This is a genomic window from Chitiniphilus shinanonensis DSM 23277 (genome assembly GCF_000374805.1).
In the GTDB taxonomy this organism is placed as follows: domain Bacteria; phylum Pseudomonadota; class Gammaproteobacteria; order Burkholderiales; family Chitinibacteraceae; genus Chitiniphilus; species Chitiniphilus shinanonensis.
The window spans coordinates 95006-121532 of the sequence record NZ_KB895344.1 but is presented as its reverse complement, the minus strand read 5'-3'; the positions used below and the strand labels follow the sequence as shown (position 1 = coordinate 121532).

23 protein-coding genes are annotated in these 26527 nt (G+C 68.0%); 7 read left to right on the top strand and 16 right to left on the bottom strand.

The genetic code is table 11. The annotated features are described in order from the left end of the window. Positions 1 to 17: 17 nt before the first annotated feature. From C556_RS0111730 to argH, 4 genes are all read right to left on the bottom strand, one after another. A complete protein-coding gene (locus tag C556_RS0111730; protein ID WP_018748451.1) occupies positions 18 to 1604 on the bottom strand; it encodes an ABC transporter substrate-binding protein in 1587 nt (528 codons plus the stop codon). A gap of 302 nt (positions 1605 to 1906) precedes the next feature. Beyond that, the gene (locus C556_RS20200; protein ID WP_018748450.1) at positions 1907 to 2365 is read right to left on the bottom strand and encodes a GNAT family N-acetyltransferase; all 459 of its coding nucleotides are present in this window, start codon (positions 2363 to 2365) and stop codon (positions 1907 to 1909) included. Positions 2366 to 2696: 331 nt separating this feature from the next. Next, on the bottom strand, positions 2697 to 3176 hold the full coding sequence (locus tag C556_RS0111720) for a GNAT family N-acetyltransferase (protein WP_018748449.1): 480 nt from the start codon (positions 3174 to 3176) through the stop codon (positions 2697 to 2699). 122 nt (positions 3177 to 3298) lie between these two features. After that, positions 3299 to 4687, bottom strand: a complete 1389-nt coding sequence (gene argH / locus C556_RS0111715) for an argininosuccinate lyase (protein WP_018748448.1) — start codon at positions 4685 to 4687, stop codon at positions 3299 to 3301. 447 nt (positions 4688 to 5134) lie between these two features. Here argH and C556_RS0111710 point away from each other — a divergent pair, with 447 nt between their 5' ends. Then, a complete protein-coding gene (locus C556_RS0111710) occupies positions 5135 to 5758 on the top strand; it encodes an SPOR domain-containing protein (RefSeq protein ID WP_026263028.1) in 624 nt (207 codons plus the stop codon). 89 nt (positions 5759 to 5847) lie between these two features. After that, complete coding sequence (locus tag C556_RS0111705; RefSeq protein WP_018748446.1) at positions 5848 to 6507, top strand: thiol:disulfide interchange protein DsbA/DsbL; 660 nt, start codon at positions 5848 to 5850, stop codon at positions 6505 to 6507. 59 nt (positions 6508 to 6566) lie between these two features. Here the strand turns inward: C556_RS0111705 and C556_RS20195 are convergent, their stop codons facing one another. The 12 genes from C556_RS20195 to C556_RS0111645 all read right to left on the bottom strand — a co-directional run bounded on the left by C556_RS20195 (position 6567) and on the right by C556_RS0111645 (position 18772). Next, complete coding sequence (locus C556_RS20195) at positions 6567 to 7082, bottom strand: outer membrane lipoprotein (RefSeq protein ID WP_157236115.1); 516 nt, start codon at positions 7080 to 7082, stop codon at positions 6567 to 6569. 67 nt (positions 7083 to 7149) lie between these two features. Beyond that, positions 7150 to 7743, bottom strand: coding sequence for a 2OG-Fe(II) oxygenase (locus C556_RS0111695; protein WP_026263027.1), 594 nt, complete (start codon positions 7741 to 7743; stop codon positions 7150 to 7152). Further along, complete coding sequence (locus C556_RS20190; RefSeq protein WP_018748443.1) at positions 7718 to 9790, bottom strand: site-specific recombinase; 2073 nt, start codon at positions 9788 to 9790, stop codon at positions 7718 to 7720. The genes C556_RS0111695 and C556_RS20190 overlap by 26 nt, the downstream gene beginning before the upstream one ends. A 132-nt stretch (positions 9791 to 9922) precedes the next feature. Next, complete coding sequence (locus tag C556_RS0111685) at positions 9923 to 10777, bottom strand: fructosamine kinase family protein (RefSeq protein ID WP_018748442.1); 855 nt, start codon at positions 10775 to 10777, stop codon at positions 9923 to 9925. Between the two features lie 102 nt (positions 10778 to 10879). Beyond that, on the bottom strand, positions 10880 to 11260 hold the full coding sequence (locus tag C556_RS0111680) for an ExbD/TolR family protein (protein ID WP_245559240.1): 381 nt from the start codon (positions 11258 to 11260) through the stop codon (positions 10880 to 10882). Between the two features lie 307 nt (positions 11261 to 11567). Further along, entirely contained in the window at positions 11568 to 12293 is a 726-nt protein-coding gene (locus C556_RS0111675) for a MotA/TolQ/ExbB proton channel family protein (RefSeq protein ID WP_018748440.1), read from the bottom strand. Between the two features lie 245 nt (positions 12294 to 12538). Further along, a complete protein-coding gene (locus C556_RS0111670; RefSeq protein ID WP_018748439.1) occupies positions 12539 to 13360 on the bottom strand; it encodes a ChaN family lipoprotein in 822 nt (273 codons plus the stop codon). Next, a complete protein-coding gene (locus C556_RS21700; RefSeq protein ID WP_018748438.1) occupies positions 13357 to 14406 on the bottom strand; it encodes a DUF1513 domain-containing protein in 1050 nt (349 codons plus the stop codon). Before C556_RS21700 ends, C556_RS0111670 begins: the two co-directional genes overlap by 4 nt. Before the next feature lie 118 nt (positions 14407 to 14524). Continuing rightward, entirely contained in the window at positions 14525 to 15529 is a 1005-nt protein-coding gene (locus C556_RS0111660; protein ID WP_018748437.1) for an imelysin family protein, read from the bottom strand. 220 nt (positions 15530 to 15749) lie between these two features. After that, complete coding sequence (locus C556_RS0111655) at positions 15750 to 17153, bottom strand: di-heme oxidoreductase family protein (RefSeq protein ID WP_018748436.1); 1404 nt, start codon at positions 17151 to 17153, stop codon at positions 15750 to 15752. Positions 17154 to 17309: 156 nt separating this feature from the next. Continuing rightward, positions 17310 to 18473, bottom strand: coding sequence for an imelysin family protein (locus C556_RS0111650; protein WP_018748435.1), 1164 nt, complete (start codon positions 18471 to 18473; stop codon positions 17310 to 17312). Positions 18474 to 18574: 101 nt separating this feature from the next. Continuing rightward, positions 18575 to 18772, bottom strand: coding sequence for a hypothetical protein (locus C556_RS0111645; RefSeq protein WP_018748434.1), 198 nt, complete (start codon positions 18770 to 18772; stop codon positions 18575 to 18577). A gap of 388 nt (positions 18773 to 19160) precedes the next feature. On the opposite strand from C556_RS0111645, the gene C556_RS0111640 reads away from it, so the two are divergent. From C556_RS0111640 to C556_RS0111620, 5 genes are read left to right on the top strand one after another with little or no spacing between them, the layout of a single operon-like run. After that, positions 19161 to 21191 (top strand): DUF2298 domain-containing protein, encoded by a 2031-nt coding sequence (locus C556_RS0111640; protein WP_018748433.1) that lies wholly within the window; start codon positions 19161 to 19163, stop codon positions 21189 to 21191. A gap of 22 nt (positions 21192 to 21213) precedes the next feature. Then, the gene (locus C556_RS0111635; RefSeq protein ID WP_018748432.1) at positions 21214 to 23241 is read left to right on the top strand and encodes a DUF2298 domain-containing protein; all 2028 of its coding nucleotides are present in this window, start codon (positions 21214 to 21216) and stop codon (positions 23239 to 23241) included. After that, positions 23238 to 24218 carry a glycosyltransferase family 2 protein gene (locus C556_RS0111630; protein ID WP_018748431.1) on the top strand — a complete coding sequence of 327 codons (981 nt, stop codon included), beginning with the start codon at positions 23238 to 23240 and terminating at the stop codon, positions 24216 to 24218. Before C556_RS0111635 ends, C556_RS0111630 begins: the two co-directional genes overlap by 4 nt. Beyond that, positions 24215 to 25198, top strand: coding sequence for a lysylphosphatidylglycerol synthase transmembrane domain-containing protein (locus tag C556_RS0111625; protein ID WP_018748430.1), 984 nt, complete (start codon positions 24215 to 24217; stop codon positions 25196 to 25198). The genes C556_RS0111630 and C556_RS0111625 overlap by 4 nt, the downstream gene beginning before the upstream one ends. Further along, positions 25195 to 26514, top strand: coding sequence for an NAD(P)/FAD-dependent oxidoreductase (locus C556_RS0111620; RefSeq protein ID WP_018748429.1), 1320 nt, complete (start codon positions 25195 to 25197; stop codon positions 26512 to 26514). The genes C556_RS0111625 and C556_RS0111620 overlap by 4 nt, the downstream gene beginning before the upstream one ends. Positions 26515 to 26527 lie beyond the last annotated feature (13 nt).

Below are 26527 nucleotides of genomic sequence, written 5' to 3'. Positions count from 1 at the left end.
GCCGGCGCCCGGGGCGGTTACTTGAGGCTCACGCCATAGAACGAGTGCAGCGCGAACGGGCTGATCATGTAGCCCGACACCTTCTTGCTCATCGGCATGTAGACGGTGGAGTGCGCGATCGGGGTGAACGGCACTTCGCGCTTGAAGACCACCTGGGCCTGCTCGTACAGCTTGGTGCGCTCGGCCTGGTTGCTCAGGTTGCGGGCCTTGACGATCAGGTCGTCGAATTCCTTGTTGCACCATTGCGCGTAGTTGTTGCCGCCAACCGCGGAGCAACCCAGGTTCACGCCCAGCCAGTTGTCCGGATCGCCGTTGTCGCCGTTCCAGCCGATCAGCATGGTGTCGTCCTCGCCGGCCTTGGCGCGCTTGATGTACTCGCCCCATTCGTAGGTGACGATCTTGGCGTTGACGCCGATCTTGGCCCAATCGGCCTGGATCATCTCGGCCATCAGCTTGGCGTTGGGGTTGTACGGCCGCTGCACCGGCATCGCCCACAGCGTGATGGTGAGCTTCTCGGCGCCGGCCTTCTTCAGCAGCGCCTTGGCCTTGTTCACGTCGTACGCCGCATCCTTCAGCGACTTGTTGTACGACCATTGGGTGGGTGGCATCGGGTTGGTGGCCAGCTGGCCGGCGCCCTGGTACACGGCGTCGATGATGGCCTTCTTGTTGATCGCCATGTCCAGCGCCTGGCGCACTTCCACCTTGTCCAGCGGCTTGTGCTTGACGTTGTACGACACCCAGCCCAGGTTGAAGCCGGCCTGCTGCGTCACCTGCAACTGCGGGTTGGACTGCATGGCCTTGAGGTCGGCCGGACGCGGGTAGGCCATCAGGTGGCACTCGCCCTTCTGCAGCTTCTGGTAGCGCACCGAGGCATCGGGGGTGATGGCGAAGATCAGCTTGTCGAGCTTCAGTTCATCCTTGCGCCAGTAGGTCGGGTTGGCGTCGAAGCGGATCACCGCGTCCTTCTGGTAGCTCTTGAATACGAACGGGCCAGTGCCGATCGGCTGGGTGTTGATCAGCGCGGCCTTGTTGGTCTTGAGCAACTGGTTGGCGTATTCGGCGGATTGCACCGACGAGAACGACATCGCCAGGTTCTGCAGGAAGGCGGCGTCCACCGCCTTGAGCTTGAAGCGCACGGTGTACGGATCGACCTTCTCGACCGAGGCGATGTTGGTATCCATGCCCATGTCGGTCACGTAGGGGTACTGCGCCGGCGCGGCCTTGTTGAACGGGTGGTTCTTGTCGATCAGGCGCTCAAAGGTGAACACCACGTCGTCGGCGTTGAAATCGCGGGTGGGCTTGAAGTACGGCGTAGTGTGGAACTTGACGCCCTTGCGCAGGTTGAAGGTGTAGGTCAGGCCATCCGCGCTCACGGTCCACTTCTCGGCCAGGGCGGAGCGGATGGTGGTCTTGCCGCGCTCGAACTCGGTCAGGCGGTTGAAGACGGTTTCGGCGGAGGCATCGAAATCGGTGCCGGTGGTGTAGCGCGCGGGGTCGAAGCCGGCCGGGCTGCCCTCCGAGCAGAACACCAGGGTGCCGGCCGCCATGGCGCCGCCGGCTGTCAGGGTGAGCAAGGCGCCGAGCGCGAGACCGTATTTGTTCATGTGAAGCTCCTTTGCCGGACGAATCGGGTGGCCGGGGGAATTCCGGACAGTCCGCCATCTTGATAAGCCGTCAGCTTTACGGAATCAGGTGATTCCCCACCTTCGGGAAATTTGCTTGCGCTAGCGCAAATGATCGCGCGACGCCGAAGATGGCCCCGCCCTAAACGCAGCAGTGATAAGCATTGGCAAACACCGCTCATCATAGACGGCGGATGACGATGCGGGGCCGGCGCGGCCCCGGCGTCGCCGGGATGACGGGGAACGGCACGGTGGGCGCGGCACGGCCCGGCGCGGTCACCCGATCATTGCGTCTTGCGGTAGATCACCCGCTGGCCGTCCTGGCCGGTGCGACGAAAGCCGCACTTCTCGTAGAAGCAATGGTTGCGCACCGCCCAGGCGGGGGTTTCCAGGCGCCAGGCGCGCGACGGGAAATGGCTTTCGATATAAAGCCAGGTTTCCAGCCCCAGGCCGCGATCCTGTACCGACGGATCGAGGAACAGGTTGCCCAGCACGCTTTCCCCATGACGCTGCCAATAGACGATGAAGGCCCCCACCGGACTGCCGTCGACCCGGATGGTGAACGGCGACGAGGCGCGATCGCACAGGCCGTAGCGCCGCAGGAACGAGCCGTCGTCGTAGCCGTAGGGGCCACCGCGCAGCTCGCCGCGAAAGCGTCGCGAGTCATCGTCGAAGGCGCGGGTCATGGGAGGGATCAGGGCCGGGATGTCGGCCTCGGTCATGGGGTGGAATTCCAGTTTCATCGACAACTCCTGCTCGGGCGTGCGCGGCGGCACGTGGAAGCGGCGGGGCGTGCAGAGAAAGAAGGGGCCGAAAAACCCAGTGCAGCGGTTCCGGCAACACGCGCGAAACGCAGCCAAGGCGCTTGGCAAGCGAACGCGACGCAGCCGGGGGTTTGTCGGCAGCTCCAGCGGCGGAATGCGATGGAACGGGGCACGCGGGGCCGGGATAAGGCAAAACCCTAAGCCCGCGCGCGGCGTGAGAAATTGCGTAGTGTCAAACTTGTGACTACAGGATGCGGCGCCATGCGCGCCGCCGGGCCGGCAGGACAACGGCGGCCATGGGCCTTCGCGCTCAGCCGCCGGTCGGCGACGGGACGAAACCCGGCGGCAGGATCATGTCGATGTGGTCGATGCCATCCTCGTCGTAGACCTCGCCCACCGGCACGAAGCCGTGGCGGCCGTAGAACCGCGCCAGATGCGCCTGCGCGCCGATGCGGTGTCCGGCCCCCGGATAGCGGCGGGCCGCCCGCGCCAGCCCCTCGGCGATCAGCAGGTGCCCCGCGCCGCTGCCGCGCGCCGCCGGTGCGATCACCACCCGACCCAGCGATGGTTCGGGATACTTCAAGCCGGGCGGCACCAGCCGCAGGCAGGCCAGCAGTCGCCCGGCCTCGTCATGGCCGGTGAGGTGCTCGGCGAGCAGGTCGTAGTCGTCCAGGTCGGGATAGGCGCAGGTCTGCTCGACCACGAACACCTGCTGACGCAGGCGCAGATAGTCGAACAGCGCCAGCGCGTCGAAATCGGCGAGGTGGCGCCAGGTCCAGGTGATCGGCATGGATGAACTCGCTCACGAAACGACCAGCCCCCGCCGAGGCGAGGGCTGGGAAAACGGCAACGGCCGCGAAAAGCGCGGCGCCCCGCTCCGGCATCGGCCGGGCACGGCGCGGGCGGCGGCGCTCAGACGCCGAGCTTTTCCTTCCAGCGCGCCACTTGCGCACGCACCTGCGCCGGCGCGGTGCCGCCGACGTGATCGCGCGCGGCCAGGCTGCCCTCGGGGGTCAGCACCTCGAACACGCTCTGCTCGATCAGCGGCGAGAAGCTTTGCAGCTCGACCAGCGACAGGTCGGCGAGGTCCTTCTTCTTGTCCTCGGCGTAGCGCACCGCCAGCGCCACCGCTTCGTGCGCGTCGCGGAACGGCAGGCCGCGCTTGACCAGGTAGTCGGCCAGATCGGTGGCGGTGGCGAAGCCCTGGCGCACCGCGCGCTCCATGGCCTCGGGCTTGACGGTGATGCCGCGCATCATGTCGGCATAGATGCGCAGGGTGTCGGACAAGGTGTCGAGCGTATCGAACAGCGGCTCCTTGTCTTCCTGGTTGTCCTTGTTGTACGCCAGCGGCTGGCCCTTCATCAGCGTCAGCAGTGCCACCAGGTGGCCGTTGACGCGGCCGGTCTTGCCCCGCACCAGCTCGGGCACGTCCGGGTTCTTCTTCTGCGGCATGATCGAGCTGCCGGTACAGAAGCGGTCGGCGATGTCGATGAAGCCGAAGCGCGGGCTCATCCAGATGATCAGTTCTTCCGACAGGCGCGACAGGTGGGTCATGGTCAGCGCGGCGGCGGCGGTGAATTCGATGGCGAAGTCGCGATCGGACACCGCGTCCAGCGAGTTCTCGCACACGCCTTCGAAGCCCAGCAGCTCGGCGGTCATGCGGCGATCGATCGGATAGGTGGTGCCGGCCAGCGCCGCGGCGCCCAGCGGCAGGCGGTTGACGCGGCGGCGAGCGTCGGCGAAGCGCTCGGCGTCGCGGCCCAGCATCTCGACATAGGCCAGCATGTGGTGGCCGAAGGTGACCGGCTGCGCCACCTGCAGGTGGGTAAAACCGGGCATCACGGTGTCGGCGTGCTGTTCGGCCAGCGCCACCAGCGACGCCTGCACCTCGGCGATCTGGCGCAGGGTGGCGTCGATGCCGCCGCGCAGGTAGAGGCGGATGTCGGTGGCGACCTGGTCGTTGCGGCTGCGGCCGGTATGCAGGCGCTTGCCGGCGTCGCCGATCTTCTCGGTCAGGCGGCGCTCGATGTTCATGTGCACGTCTTCCAGGTCCACCGACCAGTCGAAGACGCCGTTGCGGATGTCGTCCAGGATGTCGGCCATGCCCGACTGGATGGCGCGGAAGTCCTCGTCGGGCAGCACGCCGACGCGATTGAGCATGGTGGCGTGGGCGAGCGAGCCCTGGATGTCGACCTCGGCCATGCGGCAATCGAAGGTCACCGAGGCGGTGTAGCGTTTGACCAGCTCGGAAACGGGCTCGTTGAAGCGACCGGACCAGGCCTTGTTGGCGGCGTCCTGCATGGTGGAAATCCTGTACGGCATTGGCAAAGCGCGAATTATACGGCGCGCTTGCGTGCATCGCAGCAACAAACGGCGGCAAACGGCGGCGCCGCTGCGCCAGCGCGACAACCGCCCGGCCCCGTGGCGCGCCACCTGGCGTGCCGGCCCGTTCCCGCGGCATTCCGCCGTGCCGACGGCTTCGCGCCATCGGCCTGGAGACGGCCGCGCGCACGCCATGCCGTGTCGCCTCGAACAGCACGATCGCGCGACGGTGAACCTGTGTTTCCCCCTCATGGCGCGCGGGGGATTCCACCGTATAATCACCCGCTTGCCCAGAGGGTCGCCACGCGCGATCCGCCGAGCGACTCCGGCCGTTGCAACGCCGGCGCGAGGTTCCGGCGCGAAACGGATACGCAGTACCGCCCATCAGGGCGACGCATGGAGACAACCAAGGCAATGAGCAAGGATATGAAGCGCTCCCGTGGAACCAGGAGCGGCGGCGGCGGTGGTTCGTCGCTGCTGACCGGTCTGCTGATCGGGCTGCTGGGGGGCGTGGCCGCCGCCGTGGTACTGGCGATTTACCTCAACCGGGGCACCAACCCGTTCACCGACAAGAAGTCGCCGCCGCCGGACGCCGTGTCGTCGGCGCCGGCCGCCAATCCGGCCAAGGGCCCGGAGACCCTGCACCCGGGCGGCGCCGCCGGCGATGCGCCCAAGGAACCAGAACAGGATTTCGATTTCTACAAGGTGTTGCCGGGGCTTTCCGACGACGCCGAGGCCAAGAAGCCGGCATCCGCCGCCACGCCCACGCCACCGGCCGCGCCGGAGGCCAGCCCGCCGGCCAAGGTCGAGGCGCCTAAGGGCACCTACCTGCAGATCGGGGCGTTCCAGAACGAACAGGACGCCGACAACCTGAAGGCCAAGCTGGCGCTGGTGGGCGTAGAAGCTTCGATCTACACCGCCGACATCCCCGGCAAGGGCGTATGGCACCGGGTGCGGATCGGCCCGTTCAACAGCCTGGGCGATCTGGAACGCACCCGCAACCAGCTCAAGTCCAACGGCGTGGAAAGCACCGTCGTGCGCGGCAACTAACGCATCGCATAAAAAACCGTGGCGGGCGTGGCGGATCGGCGCCATGCCGGATAACCCCCAATGCCCGGTTCCAACCAGGAGAAGACCCGATGTTCACCCGCATCCTCAAGACCGCCATCGTCGCCGTGGGCCTGCTGGCCGGGACCGTGGCACTGGCCGCGCCGCAGGAAGGGCGCGAATACAAGCGTCTGGCCACCCCGCAGCCAGTGCCCGCCGGCAAGCTCGAAGTGGTCGAGTTCTTCTGGTACGGCTGCCCGCACTGCTTCGCCATCGAGCCGCACACCGAGGCGTGGATCAAGAAGCTGCCCAAGGATGTCGCCTTCCGCCGCGTGCACGTGATGTGGCCGGGCCGCAGCGACCTGGAAGGCCACGCCAGGATCTTCGTGACGCTGAGCCAGATGGGTATCGCCGAGAAATACGCCAAGGCCGTGTTCAAGGCGGTGCAGGTGGATCGCATCGAACTGCGCCGCGAGGACGTGCTGTTCGACTGGGTGAAGAAGCAGGGCATCGATGTGGCCAAGTTCAAGGCCATCTACAACGGCTTCAGCATGGGCGTGTCGCTGAACAAGGCCGCGCAGCAGACCCGCGACTACAACGTGGACGGCGTGCCCACCTTCGTGGTCAACGGCAAGTACTTCACCTCGCCCGGCATGGTGGGCAAGGAGGACGGCACGATCTTCACCGTGATCGACCAGTTGCTGGCAACGGAACGCGGCGCGGCCAAGCCGGCGGCCCCGAAGAAAAAGTAACCGTCGCGGTCAAACAAAAAAGGCAGCCCATGCGGCTGCCTTTTTTTGTGCCATTGCCGCTACATCGACATCGGCGCGGTGGAGACCTCGGGCGCCGTGGCCGGGAACGGTTCGTTCGACGGCACTACGCGGGTGGTCTGGCCGTCCGAGATCAGGTTGACCCGCTGCCGCGCGATGATCGGCTGGTCGGCCTCCTGCACCACCACCATGCGCTGGCCGTTGTCCAGCAGCACCGTCACCTCCAGCGCCTGCTTGGACATCACGCTTTCTTCGATCTTGTTGCCGAGCAGGCCGCCGATGATCGAACCGATGATGCCGCTGACGATCTGCCCGTTGCCGCCGCCGATGTTGCCGGCCGCCGCGATGCCGCCGATGGCGCCGCCGGCCACCGCGCCGACGCCGGTCGAATCCTCCATGCGCACTTCGCGCACCTGTTCCACCACGCCGCTCTGCACCGTGGCGGCGGTGCGCATCTGACTGCGCTTGTAGACGTTGGCCGAATCGCTGGTGGCGCAACCGCCCAGGACCAGCACCGCCCCCGCCATGACAATGGCGCACAACTGTTTGATTTCCATGATTTTTACTCCGAGTGGGCCACGACTCGATTCTAGTCCTGGTGTGATCCAGGCACGGTGTGCCGGCTCACAACACGGCGGCCTCGCGGCGGCGGAACCAGCCACTGACCGACAGCCGTTCGCGCGTGGCCGGCATCACCTCGTGCTCGAAGCGATCGGAGAGGAACGCCACCAGCGTGCCGCCCTGCGGCTGCACGTCCACCGGCCCGGCCTCGGTATAGAGCCGCAGCTGGCCGCCCTGTTCCGGCAGCCAGTCGTGGTTCAGGTAGATCACCACGGTCACGGCGCGGGTGTCCTGGCCGCGATGCTGGTCCAGGTGGCGCTTGTAGAAGGCGCCGGCCGGATACACCGCGAAATGGCATTCCAGCGTGGCCAGCCCCAGGTACAGGCCGCGATTCAGCGTGGCCTGCAGGTCGCCCAGGCGGTCGAGCAGCGTCTGCACGTCGGGGTCGTCGCTGTCCAGCCACAGCACATCGTCGCCACGGATCGCCTCGTTGCGCGCCCGGCCGCCGGCGCGGCCGATGGCGGCGTGCTGGAATGCCTCGCGCCGCCCGTGGCTCAACGCGATCAGGGCCTCGGTTTCGCTGGCGTCCAGAAAACCGGGCCACAAGGCCCAGCCGCTGTCCGCCAGCCGGTCAGCCACGTTGTCGAATCCACTCACGAGCGGTCTCCGCGTTGTCGGTCCGGCCAGGCTCGGCCGGGGTCTCGGGCTGCGGCTTGGGGCTGCGCGGCGGCAGCAGGAAGTCGCCGGGATAGGTGAAGAAATGCCGCAGGATCTTGCCGAGCAGCGGCCGCGTGGCGCGGAAGTTCAGCTTGCGCGAGCGCAGCGCCACCCACAGCGCCAGGCCGAAGCTGACCGCGAGGTTGGTCAGGCCGATCAGCACGATGCCGGCCAGCGAGATCAGCAATACGTTGAGGCCGATGTCGAAGTTCAGCGTCACCGCCGCGTACGACAGGTAGGCCGACGAGAAGGTGATGTGGCGGATGTCCACCGGCAGGCCGATCAGCATGCCGATGGTGCCGATGGTGCCCAGCATCATGCCGAAGTAGAAGTTACCGGCCAGCGCGCCCAGGTTGTGCTCGATGTAGCCGGCCACCCGGCGGGTGCGATGCTCGCCCAGCACCTTGTTCAGCCACGGCAGCGCGGCGATACGCTCGGGAATCTTGTTGTAGATCGCCTTGTTGTCGTAGTAGCCCGAGATCAGCCCGGCCAGGAACAGGCAGCAGCCGGCAATGGCCGCATGAAATACGGCCAGGCTGGCGATGGGCGACAGGTCATGCAGCAGGTGCTGCGCCTTGGCGGCGTCGACCACCGGCGCGCCGAAGGCGTATTTCCAGCCCAGCGCAATCGCCAGCGCCACCGGCAGCGCCAGGGCGACGTTGCCGAAGATGGCGATGAACTGGGTGCGCAGCACCTTGACGATCAATTGCGCCAGCTCGTCCAGGTCGAGCTGCTTCTTGCCGCTCTTGCTGGTCTGCTGGTGGATCGACGCCGCGATCTTGGCCGCTGTCATCGCCGGCTGCTTGGTGGCGATGGTGAAGTGCAGGATGTGGATCAGCATGAAGCCCAGCGCGTAGTTCAGCCCGAACGCCAGCGCCTCCAGCAGCAGCGGCAGATGGGCCTTGGCGGTCAGCAGCTTGACCAGCGACATGAAGCCGACGATCAGGCCCGCGCCGGCGGCCGAGCGGAACATCGCCATCCATTCGCGCCGGTTCTCGGCGATGTAGTGCTCGCCGGTGCGGCTGGCGTGGTCGGTCACCTGCAAGGCCAGCAGCTCGGTGTTCTCCGAGAACACGTCGCGGATGCTGTGCTTGCGGTTCTCGGCCCGCACCAGCCCGATCATCACCGTGAGCAGGCGCTCGGCGCGGCTGTCGCGGTCGCTGTCCGGGTCGATCAGATCCAGCAGCAGGCGCATGCGCTCGATGTGCTGACGGATGCGGATCAGGTGGTAGGTCAGGCTGACCGACACCCCCTGCCGCGCCGCGCTGCGCCGCACCTTGGCGGCCAGCGTCTCGCACTGGTCGAGCAGTACCAGGATCTGCGCGTCGTCGTCCTTGGGCAGCGCATCGTCGATCATCGCCGTGCGATAGCGCTCGATGTAGGCCAGCGCCTCCACGTTCTGGTGCACGAACGGCGATTCGAAGCGCTGCACCTCCGGGCAGTTGCGCACGATCTCGGGCTCCAGCCCGAGCGCGGCCAGCCGGCACGACAGGATCTGCACCGCCTCCAGCATCTGCACCTGGGTGCGGGCGATGCTGTCGTGGTCCTGTTCCTCTTCGAAGTGCAGCGCGCGCCCCAGCTCGAACCAGTTCTGGCTGGGCACGTTGGCCAGCCACTCGTAGTCGTCGTTGCGGTGGAACAGCTGGGCGAAGCGATCCTTGAGCGAGTGCGGGTCGGCCACCGGCGGCAACAGGCGCAGGCCGATACGGCGGCGCAAGGTGGCGAAGAAGGTTTCGTTGGAGAGGATGCCGGTCTCGGTATAGAGCGGCACCTGCCAGCAGGTGGACAACAGATAGAGCAACGCGCGGCGCAATGCGGCGCGGTAATCCGGGTGGCTTTCCAGCAGGTAGCAAAGGGCCTGCACGTTGTGGATGGCGGCGCGTTCGTCGCTGGCGCGGCGCGGCCGCAGCCCGTCCACCAGTTCGACCAGCAGCGGCACCTGCGCGCTGTCGGCCGCGGTCGTCATCTTCAGCAAGGTCACCTGCATCGCGATCCTTCCATGTTGTTCAGCCTGTATCGGGTCTTGTCGCCGGCGTTGTCCTGGCGGGGCGCCGCGCGGGCGCGCGGCACGCGCCGTCCTCGGTCCGTCCGCCCGCAGCGAGGGTTCCGCGCCAGGAACCTAGACGGCGGCCAGCAGCCGTTCCGTCAGGCGCTCGGCCTCGTCGGCATAACCGCCGCCGAAGAGGTTGAAGTGGTTGAGCACGTGGTAGAGGTTGTACAGATCGCGCCGGGTGGCGTAGCCCGCATCCAGGGGCCAGGCCGCGCGATAGGCATCGTAGAAGCGACGGCCGAAGCCACCGAAGAGTTCGGTCATGGCCAGATCCGCTTCACGGTCGCCGTGGTAGCAGGCCGGATCGAACAACACCGGGCCGCCATCGGCGAGGAAACCGACGTTACCCGACCATAAATCGCCGTGCAAGAGCGACGGGGCGGGCACATAGCCATTGAAAAAAGCGGGCAGCGCCTCCAGCAGCCGGTCGGCACGGGCGAAGCGCCGGCCCTGCTGCCGCGCCAGCCGGAACTGCTCGCCCAGGCGGCGCACGCGCCAGAATTCGATCCAGTCGTCCAGCCAGCCGTTGGCCTGTGGCGTGCTGCCGATGGTGTTGTCGTGCGCCCAGCCATAGCGCGGCGCGGTGTGGCGGTGCATCGACGCCAGTGCCTCACCCAGCGCGGCGTCGTCGCCGTGGCGCACCAGGTCCAGCCATTCCAGCGCCAGGAACGCGTGCTCGCCGGCCACGCCGTGGCAGATCGCCCGCGGCACGCGGATCGCCCGGCCCAGCGCGTCCAGGCCCTCGGCCTCGGCTTCGAACATGCCCAGCCGCCCGGCGCGGTTGAGCTTGACGAAGAACGGCCCGGCGCTGCTTTCGACGCGGCAGGCGTGGTTGATGCTGCCGCCACCGACGGCGCGCGGCGATCCCAGGGTGACCGGCTCACCGAGCGCGGTGGAAAGGGCAAGGGCGATCTGGTTCCACATGATCCGGTCAGGGCGGGTGGGCGATGACGGAAGATTAATGGTGGAAAGGCGGCGGGTGGAAGAGGCAGATGCGCCGCGCCGCTGGAACGGCGGCGGCGGCTTTTACTGCAGTTGCTTGGGATCGGTGACGAAGCCGATCTTGGTCAAGCCGGCGCGTTGCGCGGCGGCCATGGTCTGCGCCACCGATTCGTAGCGCACGTCGCGGTCGGCGGCCAGGTGCAGCTCGGGCTGCGGCTCCTTCTTCGCCGCCTCGGCCAGATTGGCGTCCAGCGTGGCGTCGTCCACCGGCTTGCCGTCCCAGAAGCGCTGGCCGGTGGGGTCGATCGACAGTGAGATGTGCGAAGGCTTGAGTTCCTGCGGCTGGTTCACCGCGCGCGGCAGGTCCAGCTTCACCTGGTGGCTGATCACCGGCACGGTGATGATGAAGATGATCAGCAGCACCAACATGACGTCCACCAGCGGCGTCATGTTGATTTCGCTCATCACTTCATCGCCGGATTCATCAAAGCTGCCAAAGGCCATTTAGAGCCCTCCCGAGGGCATTTCACGGCAGCGTTCGAGGCAGTGCCGATGAACGGGCAAGGCGCAATTCGCGCCGCGGTATGTATACCGCAAGCGGATTGCAACACCGCCCGGCGTCGGCAATGCCTCGAACCCGTAGGGCCGGGCCGGAAAAAGGTCATTCACTTCGTTCTGCTCCTTGGAAATACCCAGGTATTACCTGCGTCGCACGCCTTGCGCCTGACCTTTTTCCGGCCCGGCGCTGCCGCGAAATGTCCTCGGGAGGGCTCTAACGCCCCCCAACCACGTTCAACGTGGGCGCCGGCGAGGCGGTGCCGACGCGTGCGCCGGTGATGAAGTAGGCGTGCAGGTCGTGGGCGAAGCGGTTCAGTTGCGCCAGCACCGACTTGTTGCCGCGCGCCAGCGCGTTGTAGCCCAGCACCGCCGGGATCGCCACGGCCAGGCCGAAGGCGGTCATGATCAGCGCCTCGCCCACCGGGCCGGCCACCTTGTCGATCGAGGCCTGGCCGGTGACGCCGATGCTGACCAGCGCGTGATAGATGCCCCACACCGTGCCGAACAGGCCGACGAAGGGCGCCGTCGAGCCCACCGAAGCCAGGATCGACAGGCCGGACTGCATCGCCTGGGCGGCGTCGTCGATGCCGCGGCGCAGGTTGCTGGTGACCCAGTCGCTGACGTTCAGCGCGCCGTGCAGGTCCGATTTGTTGTGCGCGTGGTGCGCCACTGCCTCGGCGCCTTCCTCGGCCAGGCTGCGGAACGGGTTCTCCTGCTTGGTTTCGCCCAGCACGGCCAGGCCGGCGGCGAAGTCGCGCTGGTGCCAGAAATCGTGGGTGGCGGCGCGCGCCTGGCGGCGCAGGTGCATCAGGCGCCAGGCCTTCATCACGATCACGCACCAGGAAGCGATCGACATCAGCAGCAGCAGGATGGCGACACCGCGGGTGACCGCGTCGCCCTGCGCCCAGAGGGCGGCGATGCCGTAGGGATTGTTTTCCATAGGTGAAGCAACTCCTCAACGATGACTGCGGGGCGACCCGCCGCGCCGGATGATGCGCCCGACGGCGCGCAAAGGCGACATAATAACGCGAATAATTCTCAACTAAAAGAAGATCGTCGCACGGGCATCCACCGCCACGGCGGGGACATCGCGCCGGCAAGCCGCTGATCCGGCGGGGAAAGTCCCGCCCGTCCCTAGTGCGAATCGACCTTCGCACCCACGTTTGAAGGTCGATTCGCCCTGGCCTACTTGCCGGCTTTCACCCCGGCGCACGGGTCGGGGCGCTGGGCGGCCGGGATGAGTAGCGTCTGGTCGAAACGCCCCGCCTCGGTCGGTGCCTCGACGAAGCCGATGCTCGCCACCCGCTGGCCCGGCACGCCATGCAGCCAGCGCGGCACGCCCAGGTCGCGCCGCACGTGGCCGTTGCCGGCCAGCAGCACCACGCCGTCGGCGTGCTCGCGCACCACCTTGGCCATCCACACGTCGCGCGCCACCTGGGCGCGCGCCATGCCCGGCAGCAGGTCGGACGGCAGCTGGCCGCAATGGCCGACGTCCACCTCGTGCCGCTGGCCGGCTTCCAGGTCCGCCGGCAGCGGGCGATCCAGCCCGAACGCCTGGACTGTCGCCGCATCCAGCGCCGCGCCGTAACCTTCGCGCATCACGCGTCCGGCATCGGCGCGCGACAGGTTAGCCGCCAGCAGCGGCAGGCGGTAGCGCTGCGCCAGCGCGATCACTGGCGTGTAGTACGCCCACTGCCACGCCGCCTTGGCGCCGCCGGCCCGCGCCACCACGCACTCGGCGTCGGCGCAGTCGCGCAGCGCGGCGTCCAGGTCGGCCTGGCGCTCGCGGTCGAACTGCTCCATGGCGATGGCCGGGCGCCAGCCCGCCGCCAGCCGTTGCGCCAGCAGTTCGGTGCGCAGGCGATGACCTTGGGCATTGTCGTGCACCTCGCCCAGCAGCCAGACCGGCCGCGCGGCCAGCGCGGCGTCGAGTCGCGGCGGAGCGGATGGCGGCGTGGCGCAACCGGCGAGCAGCGTCGCCAAGGCCGCCAGCCAGCGCCGCGTCATACCACCACCAGGTGGTTGTCCCACTTCACCCCGGCGCGGGTGGCCAGCGGGGTGAGGCGACGGCGGGCGACGTCCAGCTCGGCGATCAGCCCCATTTCGTTGGACACATACACCCGCTCGCCATCGACCGCGATGCCGGCGGGGCGCTGCAAGCCGACCTCGCCGAGGAAGGAACCGTCGCTGCGCCACAGCAGGATGACGTCGCCCTGCAAGGCGGTGGCGACGAACACGTCGCCGACGGCGGCCACGCTGGCGGCATAGCCGCCCCAGCCGGGCAGGTGTTCGGCCAGCGTCAGCCTGCCGTCGCGCAGCACGGCCAGCAGCGGCGTATCCATCACGTCGCGACCGTCCGGCGATTCGGCCTGGATGGCGATGCCCAGCGTGCCGTCGGCGGTGCGCGCCAGATGGCGCAGGCTGAGGGTGTTGTCGGACAGCGCATGGCTGGACAGCAGCGTGCCCGACGGCAGGTCGAAGATCGCCACCGACGGCGCCATGCTGGCCAGGTTGAGCTTGTCGCGGCCGGACTGCGGCAGGGTGAGGATGCCGCCGTTGGCCACCGCCAGCGTCCGGCCCGGCACCAGCCAGTACAGCTCGTGCGGGCCGATGCCGTGGCTGGAGAACTCGCCGCGCCGCGTCAGCGTGGCCGCGTCGTAGACGCCGACCACCCCCGCGCCGTGTTCGATGTCGTTCTCGGTGGTGTAGAGCGTGGCGCCATCTGGGCTGAGGATGGCGTGGCCATAGAAGTGCCGCCCCGGCGCGGGCGCGATGCGCTGGACCTCGACGCCGCGGCGCCAGTCGACGCGCGCCAGCCAGAACCCCGCGCGGCGCGCCACCAGGATCAGTTCGTCGCTGCCCGGAATCGGCAGCATGCCGTGGCCGCGCGTCGGCAACCGCAACGGCGCACCGCCGTTCACCGCTTCGAAGAACGGCCCGCCGTCATCCGCCGCGGCGGCCAGCAGCGTGCGACGCGGCAGGCCGGCCAGCGCGGGCAACGGCAGCGCGAGCACGCCCAGGGCGACGAGGAAGTGACGGCGGGAGAGGTTCATGGGTTCGTGAATGGGAAGGGAGAAGGGGGAAGAGGGAAGGGCAAAATCCGCAGCGCCCGTCTTTGCTGTTGCTTTTGACTTGACCCTTCCCTCTTCCCCCTTCCCTCTTCCCGCATTTTCAATCCCCATCGCTGTCGTTGAAGCCCAGCACCACGTCCAGCGCCACGGCGACGTCGCCGGCGATGGCCTGTTTCAGCGCGGACAGCGCGCTACGCACGGCGGCGCGCTGGGCTTCGCTGCTGCGCGCCTGGTCGGCGGGCAGCGCGGCCAGGGCCGCGCGGGCGTTGTCGTAGGCGGCCTTCACCTTGGCGTTGACGGTGGCGTGGCCTTGCGCGGCGACGAAGTTCGCCAGGCCGACGCCGGCTTCGGGACCGAAATAGGCGGTGGCGAAGCCGTCGAGCTGGGCGCCGATGGCGTCGCGGGTCAGGCCGGAGCGCCAGTCGGGCCAGGCGTCGGGCTGGGCCTCTTCGACGCGCGGCAGGCGGCGGATCGCGCCTTCGATGCCGCTCAACATCAGGCCGATGGTTTCGGAGAACAGGTTCTTGCGGAAGAACTCGGCTTCGCCCTGCAACTGTTCCTCGTAGAGCGTCCAGCCGGCGTCGAGCTGGTGCACGTCCTCCAGCGCGCGTCCGGCGCTGCCTTGCAGGTAGGCGCAGCGCGCCGGGTCCTTCAGCCGTGCCAGTTGCGCCTTGGGCTGGGCATCGCCGTACAGCAGGTATTCGGCGGCGGGCAGGCCGCGCACCGAGACGTTGTGCGGATCGACGCCGGCGCCGCTGGCGATGCGCTTCTCGATGTCTTTGGTGCGGGTGGGGCGGAAGTCGATCATGCGCCCGGTGCGTTCCAGCACGATGGGGCCGCCGCTGGCGCCGTCCATCGTGCGCCACGCCAGCATCGCCCCGCGCCACGCGCTGCGCGTCGCCTGCAGGCCCGCGTCGTCGGGCCGGGCACAGAACTGCCCGGCGGCGCCGGCAAAGCGCTCGCTGGCCGCGACCAGTGCTTCATGGCGCGACACATAGGCGCCATCGATCCAGCGCACGGCGAACTCGGCATCGGGCAGCGGCGCCTCGGCATGCACCGGCGCGGCGCTCGCCAGCGCCATCAGGATCAGCAACGGTCTGAACATGAAACGGTCCTTTGTTTTTCGGGCTGGTTGGGGTCAAACCCCAAATCTGGTCAAACCCCAAATCTTGAAACACAGAGAGCACAGAGAACACAGAGATTCACAGAGGAAAGGCAAAACCGAGTCGGCCTGAATGTTCGTATCGATCGGTTTGCGGTGTTCTCTGTGAAACTCCGTGTTCTCACTGTCCTCTGTGGTTCAAGACTTGGGGTTTCACCCCCAATCAAAGCGATTCCAGAAACCGCACCAGGTTGTCGCGGTCCTGGCGGTTGAGCTTGAGCACGTATTGCTTGCTGTCCTCGGCCTCGCCGCCGTGCCACAGCACGGCTTCCATCAGGTTGCGGGCGCGGCCGTCGTGCAGGTAGTTGCTGTGGCCGTTCACCGCCGGGATCAGGCCCAGGCCCCACAGCGGCGGGGTCTTCCACTGGCGGCCGTTGGCCTTGAAGTCGGGCCGGCCGTCCGCCAGGCCGTCGCCCATGTCGTGCAGCAGCATGTCGGTATAAGGCCAGATCTTCTGGTTGGACAGCGCGGCCAGCGTGGGATGCTGGCCGGTGGTGTAGCTCGGCACGTGGCAGCTGACGCAGTTGGCGTCGGCGAACACCTGCTTGCCGCGCAGCACGGCCGGGCTCTGTGGATCGCGCCGGCTGGGCACCGCCAGCGTCTGGCTGTACAGGATCACCTGGTCCATCTTGCGCGCGTCGATTTCCGGCTCGCCGCCGCTGGGCGCGGCGCGGCAGTCCGCCTGCCTGGCGGTGCAGGTCTGCTCGGGGAAATGCTGCGAGGTGATGCCGATGTCGTCGCGGAACGCCCCGGCGCTCTGGTGGGCGATGGTGCCGACGTTGCCTTTCCAGCCGAAACGGCCGAGCACCGTCTTGCCGGATGGCGCGTCCCACACCCAGTTGGGCTCGCCGCGGATGCCGCGCCCTTCCGCCGCCTGGCGTGTCGCGTTGGCGAGGATGTCCTCGGTGCGGATCGCTTCCAGCAGGCCCAGCCCGACCATGTGCGGCGCCACGCGCGGCGACAGCAGGGTGCCCGGGTCCATCGGGCCGTAGCCCAGGTCGGTCAGGCGGTAGCTGGGCTGGCGCAGGGTGTAGCGGGTGCCGTCGGCGAAGCGACCGGCGATCTCGGTGTAGCGGATCTCGACCTTGCCTTCGGGCGCCACGCCGGGGATGGCGTCGTTGTTGAACTGGCCGCCGTAGACCGGCTCGGGCAACGGGCCGCCGTGCGCATCCTGGCCGGGGATCGACAGGCGGATCAGCAGCGCCATCGGTTGCTCGGCCTGGATGCCATTCTCGATGTCCGGCGGCGCGCCGCGCCCGTCCAGCGCGTGGCAGGCGCCGCAGGAACGGGCGATGAAGTGCGGCCCCAGGCCGTCGCGCGCGGCGGTGGACGACGGCGCTTCGACCCAGGCTTTCTTGAAGAACGAGTTGCCGATGACGAAATCGGTCTTCTGCGCGTCGGTCAGTCCCGGCGCCGGCAGCGAGAACGCGTTCTTGCCGTGGTCGTCGATGGTGGCGGTCTGGCCGCCGGGCAGCGCCTCGTCGGGTTCGAACCGGGCGAGCAGCGCGCCGCCGCCGGCCATCACGGCACCGGCGACGCAGAACGCGGGAATCAACCACTTATACATGCGCATTACTTCTACAAAAGCTTTCTACAACGGCCGAAGCCCCCTGGCGGGGCTCTAGGGCGAATCGACCTTCAAACGTGGGTGCGAAGGGCGATTCGCCCTGGAACGCGGAACCGACGCGCCAGCGCCGGCCCGGTTGCTCAGCGTTGGTGGTAATCAGACGGCGGTGTTCAGGCGCTTGATACCCAGCACCTGCGCCGATTCCACCAGGCCGCCAGCCTGCTTCTTCAGCGCGTCGATCACGGCCTGCACCCGCTTGCGGCCTTCGGCCTTCTCGTCGCCGACGATCTCGCGGTCGAACGGCGGGCGGATCGCCTGCGCCAGTTGCACGGTGCGGGCGATGTCGGCGCTGGTGGCGTCGGCCAGCTTGGCGTTCTTCTGCGCAACCAGCGCCTTGATGCTGGCGCCTTCGAGGGTCTTGCCGTCGCGGGTCTTGTAGCGGCCTTCCCACACGTTCTGGATGCCCTGGGCATTGGTGACGATGTCGCGGTGGGTGTTGTCGGAGAAGCACGAGTGCTCGTCTTCCTGCGCCTGGGTGTCCATCGCCACTTCCATGCGCTCGCCGGCCAGTTCGCCGCGCGACAGGGTGCCGATGCCGGTCAGGATCTTCTTCACGCTTTCGTTGCCGCCGGCGACGAAGCGGGCGCGGTAGTTCTTTGCGCCCGGCGCCCATTGCCTGGCGACGCTGTCCAGGTCGGACACCAGCATGTCGGTGACGATCTTCAGGTAGCTGCGGCGGCGGTCGGCGTTGGGCGTCTTGCCGTCGACGAAGTCGGTGAACTTGCGGTCGCCCGGGCCGCCTTCGTTCAGATCCTGGCCCCACAGCAGGAATTCGATGGCGTGCCAGCCGGTGGCGACGTTCTCTTCACCGCCGCGCTCGTTCAGCGCGCGCAGGTTCTTGGCGGTCAGCGCGGCTTTGGGGTTGTTGACGATGCCGGCCTTGGGCTTGCCTTCCACGTAGTCGATATAGGCTTCGTCCAGCGGCCAGGCGTTGATCAGGCCCTCGGGGCCCTTGTCGTCGTCGATCGGGCCGCCGTAGAAGCGGAACGCCTCGGTCTGGCCGTACCATTCGCGCGCGGCCAGCCATTCCTTGCGCGCCTTCTGCAGGCCGGCGTCGGACGGAGCGGCGATGAATTCGTTGACCGCGGCCTGCAACGCCTTGGCACCGGCAATGGTGTCCTGGTAGTTGGCTTCGACGATGGCGGCATACTGGTCGAGCACGGCGCGCTGGCTGACTTCGGCGGCGCGCGCCGGCGCGGCGACGACCACGGCGGCCACGGCCAGTGCGGCCAGGGGACGGAAGGGGAAGGAGAAGGCCATTTGCAAAGATGCTCCTGCAGGCATGCACGGGGATGGCTCGCACCTTAATTGATAACGGTTCTTGTTTCAATAGGTGCAGCCCGATGCCGCCGCCCCTGCCGTCAGGGCGTAGTCAGGCGCTCCAGCTCGGTCAGCCAGGCCAGCGCGGCCTGCCGATCGCCGCCGCACATTTCCGCGCTCGGTTGCAGCCCACCGCAACAGGACGGCCGCTGCGGCAGGCCGAACAATGCGCAGCGCAGATCGTCCAGCAGGTGGATGCAGCGCACGCCGGCCGGCTTGCCGCCGGGCATGCCCGGCATGACCGAAATCGATGGTGCAATGCAACAGGCGCCGCATCCCGGTCGGCATTCCATGATCATGGTTTCCTTGTGGGCAAGGTCACGATTGTCCCATGGCCGGCGCACGCACGCGCGGTTCGCCCGGCCGTCCGGCGGCCGTTTCCCGCGAACTGCGGGCCAACCGCCGCACGGCGCTTTGCGCCGGTCGTGTGAGCCGCCTGCGCGGTACGCAGCGGCGGCGGCTTGTAGTAAGCTCCACGGTTACAACAAGGAGCACCCCATCCGCTTGCATCCGTCATTGTGCTTTGCGCAATGGCGACAACGGAGCGGTCGCTACCAAAGCGCGCATCGCACTGCGATACGCCGACAAAAGGCGGGGTAACATACGCCCCGCTTCGGAGGAGTCCCAATGAGCTTGATCTTCACCGCCCTGACGGTGCTGCTGCTGCTCGTGCATCTGGCCGCACTCGGCCAGCTGGGCGGCGAGCGCTGGTCGGATCGTCATCTGGTACGCGGCGCGCTGGTCTTCACGCTGGTGCTGTGCTGCTTCTTCGTCGAGCACCTGTTCGGGCTCGGCTCGCTGCGCTGGCTATGGCCGTTCACGCTGGCCGGCTCGCTGTTCGTGCTCCGGCGCAAGATCGCCGACGAAGCATTCTGGCGCGGCGAACTGCCCTTCCTGCTGCCCTTCGCCTGGGCCTTCGTCTGGCGCTTCCTCTTTCCCAATCTCGACGTCACGGCCGAGCACCTCACCGACCTGTACTTCGTGCGCAACTACATGGACGGCGCGACGCTGCCGCCGCCCGACCAGTGGCTGCCGGGCTTCCGCTTCGACGTGTACTACGCGCTGATGCACTACGCGGCGGCGCTGATCGGGCGGCTGTTCCACCTCAGCGCCGGCTGGAGCATGAACCTGGGCTTCTGCGTGCTGATCGGCCTGCTGGGCAGCCTGGTGTGGTCGATGGCGTCGCGCTGGGTGGCCAGCACCGGCTGGCGCAGCCTGATCGTCGCCGCCACCGTGGCCGGCGGCAACGGGCTGGCGCCGCTGCTGCTGGTGCTGTTCAAGGGCCCGTTCGTGGTCGGCACCGCCGTCACGCGGCTGTGGGCCAATACCCGCTTCACCGGCGTGTTCGACCAGAACATCAATGTCGAGTGGGGCCGCCGCCTGTTCGGCAGCGTGTCGCCCGATCTGCTGCAACAGCCGTGGGGGCCGCGCGACCTGCCGCTGGAGAACATCGGCTACTTCATCTACCTGGGCGACTACCATCCACCGCTGGCCGGCTTCCTGCTGCTGTTCCTGGCGCTGGCGATCATCGCCCGCCTGGAAACCGGCGCCCCGCCGCAGAACCGCGAGGATGCCCATGGCGAGCACAACGCCTGCGGCAAGCTGCTGCTGTTGCTGGGTGCCAGCGTGCCGGCCGCCATCGCGCTCAACAGCTGGGTGTTCCCGCTGCAAGGGCTGCTGGTGCTGGGCTGGGCCGGCTGGCGGCTGACCCAGGGAAAGCCGGCGCAGTTCGGCTGGCTGATCGGCGGCGGCCTGATCGGGCTGGCGCTGCTCTATCCCTTCATGTCCCACTTCGCGCTCACTTCGCTGGCCGTGCCGCTGCGCCCGGTGCCAAGCATCGACCACACCCCACTGGCGCAATGGGTGGCGATCTGGTGGCCGATCCTGTGGCTGATGCTGCTGTGCTGGATCCGCCGCTTCGGCGAGGACACGCCGTCGGCGCGCCTGGGCGCCTGGGCCGCGCTCGGCGTGCTGTTGCTGCTGGTGATCAGCGAAACCGTCTACATGGACGACCCCAGCGGCGATCGCTACAACCGCTTCAATACCGTGCTCAAGTGGTGGTCGTGGCTGTTCCCCGGCGCGCTGGCGCTGCTGGCCACGCTGCTGATCTCCGCCGAGCGCCGCGCCTGGCGCTGGCTGGCGGCGGTGCCGCTGATCGGCGTGCTGTGCTATACGCTGCCGCAATTGCAGTACCTGGTGCAGCAACCCAAGCCGCACGCCGGCAAGCTGGGTGGCGAGGCGTGGCTGACCAGCGATCCGGTCAATCGCCGCATCCTCGAATACCTGCGCGTTGCGCCGCGCGGCCTGGTGGTGGAAGGCATCGACGGCGGCGCCTACATGGCGACCTCGGCGTTCGCGCTGCATGCGGCGCAGCCGGCGTTCAACGGCTGGCCCAGCCACGTCGCGCAATGGCACGGCGAGCCGCAGCACATCCTGATCGACGCCGAGACGGTGCGGCGCATCTATCGCGGCGAGCTGCCCAACGCGGCGGAGTGGCTGATGGCGCGCGGCGCGCGCTACGTAGTGTGGAGCCGCTTCGAGCAGAACCGTAATCAGGGGGCTTTCGCCCAATTGCAACAACAACTGGCGCCCAGCTACGTGTGGCGCCCGCTCAGCGACGCCGACGGCGTGGCCTACGGCGTGTGGGAACGCCGTTGACGCACCAGGGAAGACAACGACCATGCAAATGATTTTCCTGCTCGGCAGCCTGCTGCTGCTCTGGCTGCACCTGGCCGGGACCACCCTGGTGCTGGGGCGCTGGCTGCCCTACCCCATCGCCCGTGCCGCCGGCGTGCTGCTGGTGACGCTGGTGCTCTGTGCCATCGAACACGCGTTCGGCCTGGGACGGCTGTCGTGGCTGTGGCCGTTCACCACCGCCGGCATGCTGTTCGTGCTCTACCTGTTCCGCGCCGAGGCGCGCTCCGAGGCGTTCCGCAATGCCGAGAAGGTGCTGGTGGTGTGCTTCGCCGTGGCCTTCGCCTGGAAGTTCATGCTGCCCAACATCTTGCCCAACATGGGCGAGCGGGCGGCCGACCTCTACTTCATGCTGAACTACTATCCGGGCGAGCAGCTGCCGCCGCTGGATACCTGGTACCCGCCGTACCGCTTCGACTTCTACTACGCCTTCCAGCACTACGGCGCCGCGCTGATGGGCCGGCTGTTCGGCTGGAACCCCGGCGTGGCCTACAACATCGCGTTCGCGTTGCTGATGGGCCTGTCGCTGACGCTGATGTGGTACTTCAGCGGCCGCTTCCTGGCGCAGCGCTGGGCGCGCTGGCTGCTGGTCATCACCATCGGCCTGGGCGGTACCGGCATCACCCCGCTGATCCACTTCGTGGTCGGCCAACCGGCCAACCAGCCGGTGGAATGGGCCGCCACCGAATACATGTGGGGCAGCGCGCGCTTCATCGGCAACTTCGAAACCAAGGTGAACACCAACTTCGGCCGTGCGTTGTTTCCCAAGCTGAAGCCCGAGGACAAGCCGCGCCCCGACTTCGAGCCGAACGATCTGCCGATGGAGAACTTCGGCTACCAGTTCTTCCTGGGCGACTATCACCCGCCGCTGGGCAGCTTCTTCCTGCTGTTCCTGGGCCTGTCGCTACTGGCGTGGGTGGAGACGCCGGCCTCCGGCAGCTTCCCGGTGCGGCGGCGGCTGGCGCAGGGGCTGTTCGCGCTGACCGTGCCGGTGATGCTGATCACCAATACCTGGATCTTCCCGCTGGCGCTGCTGATGCTGCTCACCTGGGTCTGCTGGCGCGAATGGCGCAAGGAGCCGCCCGACTGGGGTGCGGTGATCGGCGGCGGTCTGCTCGGCGCGCTGCTGGTCTATCCCTATCTGGCCGGCCTGGCGGCGCAGGCGATCAACACCCCGATCAAGCTGGTGCCCTGGGTGGATCACACCCCGGCGCTGCGCTACGTGATCTTCTGGTGGCCGATGCTGGCGCTGATGGGCCTGTCGCTGGTGGACAAGCGCCACCGCCCGCTGGCGCTGTGCTTCTTCGTCGCCTTCACCGCCATGCTGGTGGTGTCCGAGATGGTGTTCGTCGACGATCCCAGCGGCGGCAAGTACGACCGCACCAACACCACCATGAAGTGGTGGGGCTGGATCTACAGCGGCGGCCTGCTGGTCTGCGGCGCGCTCGCGCTCGCCAGCGCGCAGCGCTGGGTGCGCGCCGCCGCCGCGGTGACGCTGATCCTGACCTCGTTCTATGCCTTCGACGTGGCGCGCTACTGGTGGTATGTGCCCAAGACCGACGCCGGCAAGCTCGACGGCCGGGCGTGGTTCATGCAGGACAAGGTCAACCGCGACATGGTGAACTACCTGTCCAACGCGCCGCGCGGCATCGTGCTCGAAACCTGGCAGGGCGACGCCTACGCCTATACCAACCAGACACTGATCGCGATGTTCTCGCAGCAGATCTCGATGCAGGGCTGGACCAACCACGTCAGCCTCTGGCACGGCGCGCCGCAACAGGTGTGGAACGAGTCGGGGATGATCAAGACCTTCTACCGCGGCGAGCTGCCCGACAGCGCCAACTGGCTGCAACGCCACCGCGTCGATTACGTCACCTGGCTGCCGGTGGATTCCGCCGCCGCGCCGCAGGCCTGGGCCACCATCAACCAGGCCATCGGTGGCTACTACTACTGGAAGCCTTTCAGCGACAACCCGCCGGCCGGGTTGTGGATCCGTCGGGAGATGAAGCCATGACCGCCCTGCTCTCGGTCGTCGTGCCTTGTTACAACGAAGAAGAGGTGATCGGCGAAACCATGAAGCGCCTCAAGGCCTTCTGCGCCGAACTGTCCGACCTGGACGTGGAACTGATCTTCATCGACGACGGCAGCCGCGACCGCACCCGCCAGTTGCTGCGCAGCTTCGCCGCCGAGGATGAGCGCATCCGCGTGATCGGCTTCGCCCGCAACTTCGGCCACCAGATCGCCGTCACCGCCGGCATCGATGCCGCGCGCGGCGACGCGGTGGTGCTGATCGACGCCGATCTGCAGGACCCGCCCGAAGTGGTGCACCAGATGGTCGCCAAGTGGCGCGAAGGCTACGACGTGGTCTACGGCACCCGCACCGAGCGCCCCGGCGAATCGGCGTTCAAGCTGGCCACCGCGCGCAGCTTCTACCGGCTGCTGAACAAGCTGTCCGACGTGCCGATCCCGCTCGACACCGGCGACTTCCGCCTGATGAGCCGCCACGTGGTCGACACGCTGCGCGCCATGCCCGAACGCGACCGCTTCGTGCGCGGCATGGTGAGCTGGGTAGGCTTCAAGCAGACCGCCCTGCCCTACAAGCGCGCCGAGCGTTTTGCCGGCGAGAGCAAGTATCCGCTGCGCAAGATGCTGCGCTTCGCCACCGACGGCATCCTGTCGTTCTCGACCAAGCCGTTGCAGATGTCGATCGGCCTGGGGCTGTCGGCCGCCTCGCTGGCGCTGGTGGGCATCCTGTATGCCGTGGCGATGCGGTTGTTCACCAACGAGTGGGTGGAAGGCTGGACCGCGCTGATGATCGCGGTGCTGTTCCTCGGCGGGGTGCAGCTGATCTGCGTCGGCATCCTCGGCGAGTACATCGGCCGCATCTACAACGAGGTCAAGCATCGCCCGCTGTACGTGGTGCAGGAATACCTGGGCTACGGCGAGCATGCGCCCGCGCTGTCGCGCAGCCCGGTGGTGGACCGCAAGTGAAACCCAAGCAAGCCGCCCGCCTCGGCCTGGGCATCCTGCTGGCGCTGTTCTTCCTGTGGCTGATCGCCCGCCAGATCGACCCGGCCGCGCTGGCCCAGGCCTTCGCCGGTACGCGCGGCGGCTGGGTGGCGGCGGGGCTGGCGTTGTTCTGCGTCGGCTATGCCTGTCGCATCGCGCGCTGGCGGGTGATGCTGGCACGCGACAACCCGGCGCTGCGCTGGATCGACTGTGCCGGCCCGCTGCTGGCCAGCTTCGCCGCCAACAACGTGCTGCCGTTCCGCGCCGGCGACGTGCTGCGCGCCTTCGCCTTCAACGCGCGGCTGGGCACCAGTGCCGGCACGGTGCTGGCGACGCTGTTCGTCGAACGCCTGCTCGACCTGCTGATGGTGCTGGTGCTGCTGGGCGCGGCGCTGGCGGTGTTCGGCCTGGACGCCAGCCGCTTCGCCGGGCTGGGCAGCGCGGCGCTGATCGCGGTGGCGCTGGCGATCCTGGTGGTGCTGTTGTTCCCGCGCCTGTTCGCCCCGCCGGCACGGCTGGCGGGCAGGCTGGCCGGGCGCGTGTCGCCGGCGCTGGGCGCCCGGCTCGCCGCCGAGATCGAGCGCGGCCTGGGCACGCTGCAACACCTGGCCGGCGGCGGCACCATGCTGCGGCTGGTCGGCTGGTCGCTGGCCGCGTGGCTGGCCGAGGGCACGGTGTTCTGGATGGCGGCGCTGGCGCTGCCGGAACTGATCGCCCCCGCCGCCGGCTGGCTGGCCCTGCCGGTGGGCACGCTGGCGACGCTGATCCCCAGCACGCCCGGCTATGTCGGCACCTTCGATTACTTCACCGTGCGCGCCATGACCGCGCTCGGCAATGGCCAGGCGGCCGCGACCGCCTACGCCTTCCTGGTCCACGCCCTGCTGTGGCTGCCGCCCACCGTGGCCGGCGGCTGCTACTTCCTGGCCTCCCACACCCGTCTTCCAAGAGAAAAGCTGTCATGAGCAACACCCACGCCACCCGCGTCGCCGTCGTCGGCGGCGGCTTCACCGGCCTGTCGGCCGCCTACGAACTGGCCAAGCAGGGCATCGCCGTCACGGTACTGGAAGCCGAAACGGAACTGGGCGGCCTGGCCGCCGCCTTCGAGGTCGGCGGCGAGAAGCTCGATCGCTTCTACCACCACTGGTTCACCAACGACGTCGAGGTGATGAAGCTGATCGACGAGCTGGGCCTGAACGAGCGCGTGGCGATCAACCCGACCAACACCGGCGTGTACTACGCCAACAACTTCTTCAAGCTCTCCACCCCGCTGGACCTGCTGAAGTTCACGCCGCTGTCGTTCGTCGACCGCATCCGCCTGGGCCTCCTGACGCTGCGCGCGCGCGGCGTGGACGACTGGATGGCGCTGGAGGACAAGACCGCCGCCGAATGGCTGAAGGAGCTGGGCGGCGAGCGGGTGTACCAGGTGATGTGGGAACCGCTGCTCAAGGGCAAGTTCGGCCCGGTGGCCGAGCAGGTGTCGGCGGTGTGGTTCTGGAACAAGCTCAAGCTGCGCGGCGGCAGCCGCGGCAAGGGCGGCGAGGAACGCCTGGCCTACTTCAAGGGCGGCTTCGTGGCGCTGGCCGAGGCGCTGGCCACGCGCATCCGCGAACTGGGCGGGCGCATCGAGACCGGCGCGCCGGTCGCGGCGATCCGTCCCGAAGGCAACGTCTGGCAGCTCGACACCCCCAATGGCACCGTCAGCGCCGACCACGTGATCGCCACCACCGCGCTGCCGCTGGTGGCCGACATGGTGCGCGGCTGGGCGCCGGCCGACTACGTGGCCAGGCTGGAACGCATCCACTACCTGGCCAACGTCTGCCTGGTGATGGAACTCGACCGCCCGCTGTCCGAGACCTACTGGCTCAACGTCAACGACCCGAGCTTCCCCTTCGTCGGGGTGATCGAGCACACCAACTTCGAATCGCCCGCCACCTACGGCGGCCGCCGCATCGTCTACCTGTCCAAGTACCTGCCGCACACCGATGCGCTGTACCAGATGGACGCCGACCAGTTCCTCGACTACGCGCTGCCGTTCCTGCAGAAGATGTTCCCCAAGCTGGAGCGCGGCTGGATCCAGCGTCATCACGTGTGGAAGGCGCGCTGGTCGCAGCCGGTGGTGGAAAAGCACTACAGCACGCTGATCCCGCCGGCCGCCGGTCCGCAGCCAGGCTTCCACCTGGCGTCGATGGCGCAGATCTACCCCGAGGATCGCGGCACCAACTACGCGGTGCGCGAAGGTCGCAAGATCGGCCGCGAACTGGCCGCGCAGTTGGGCTGAAAGCTTGAACAGG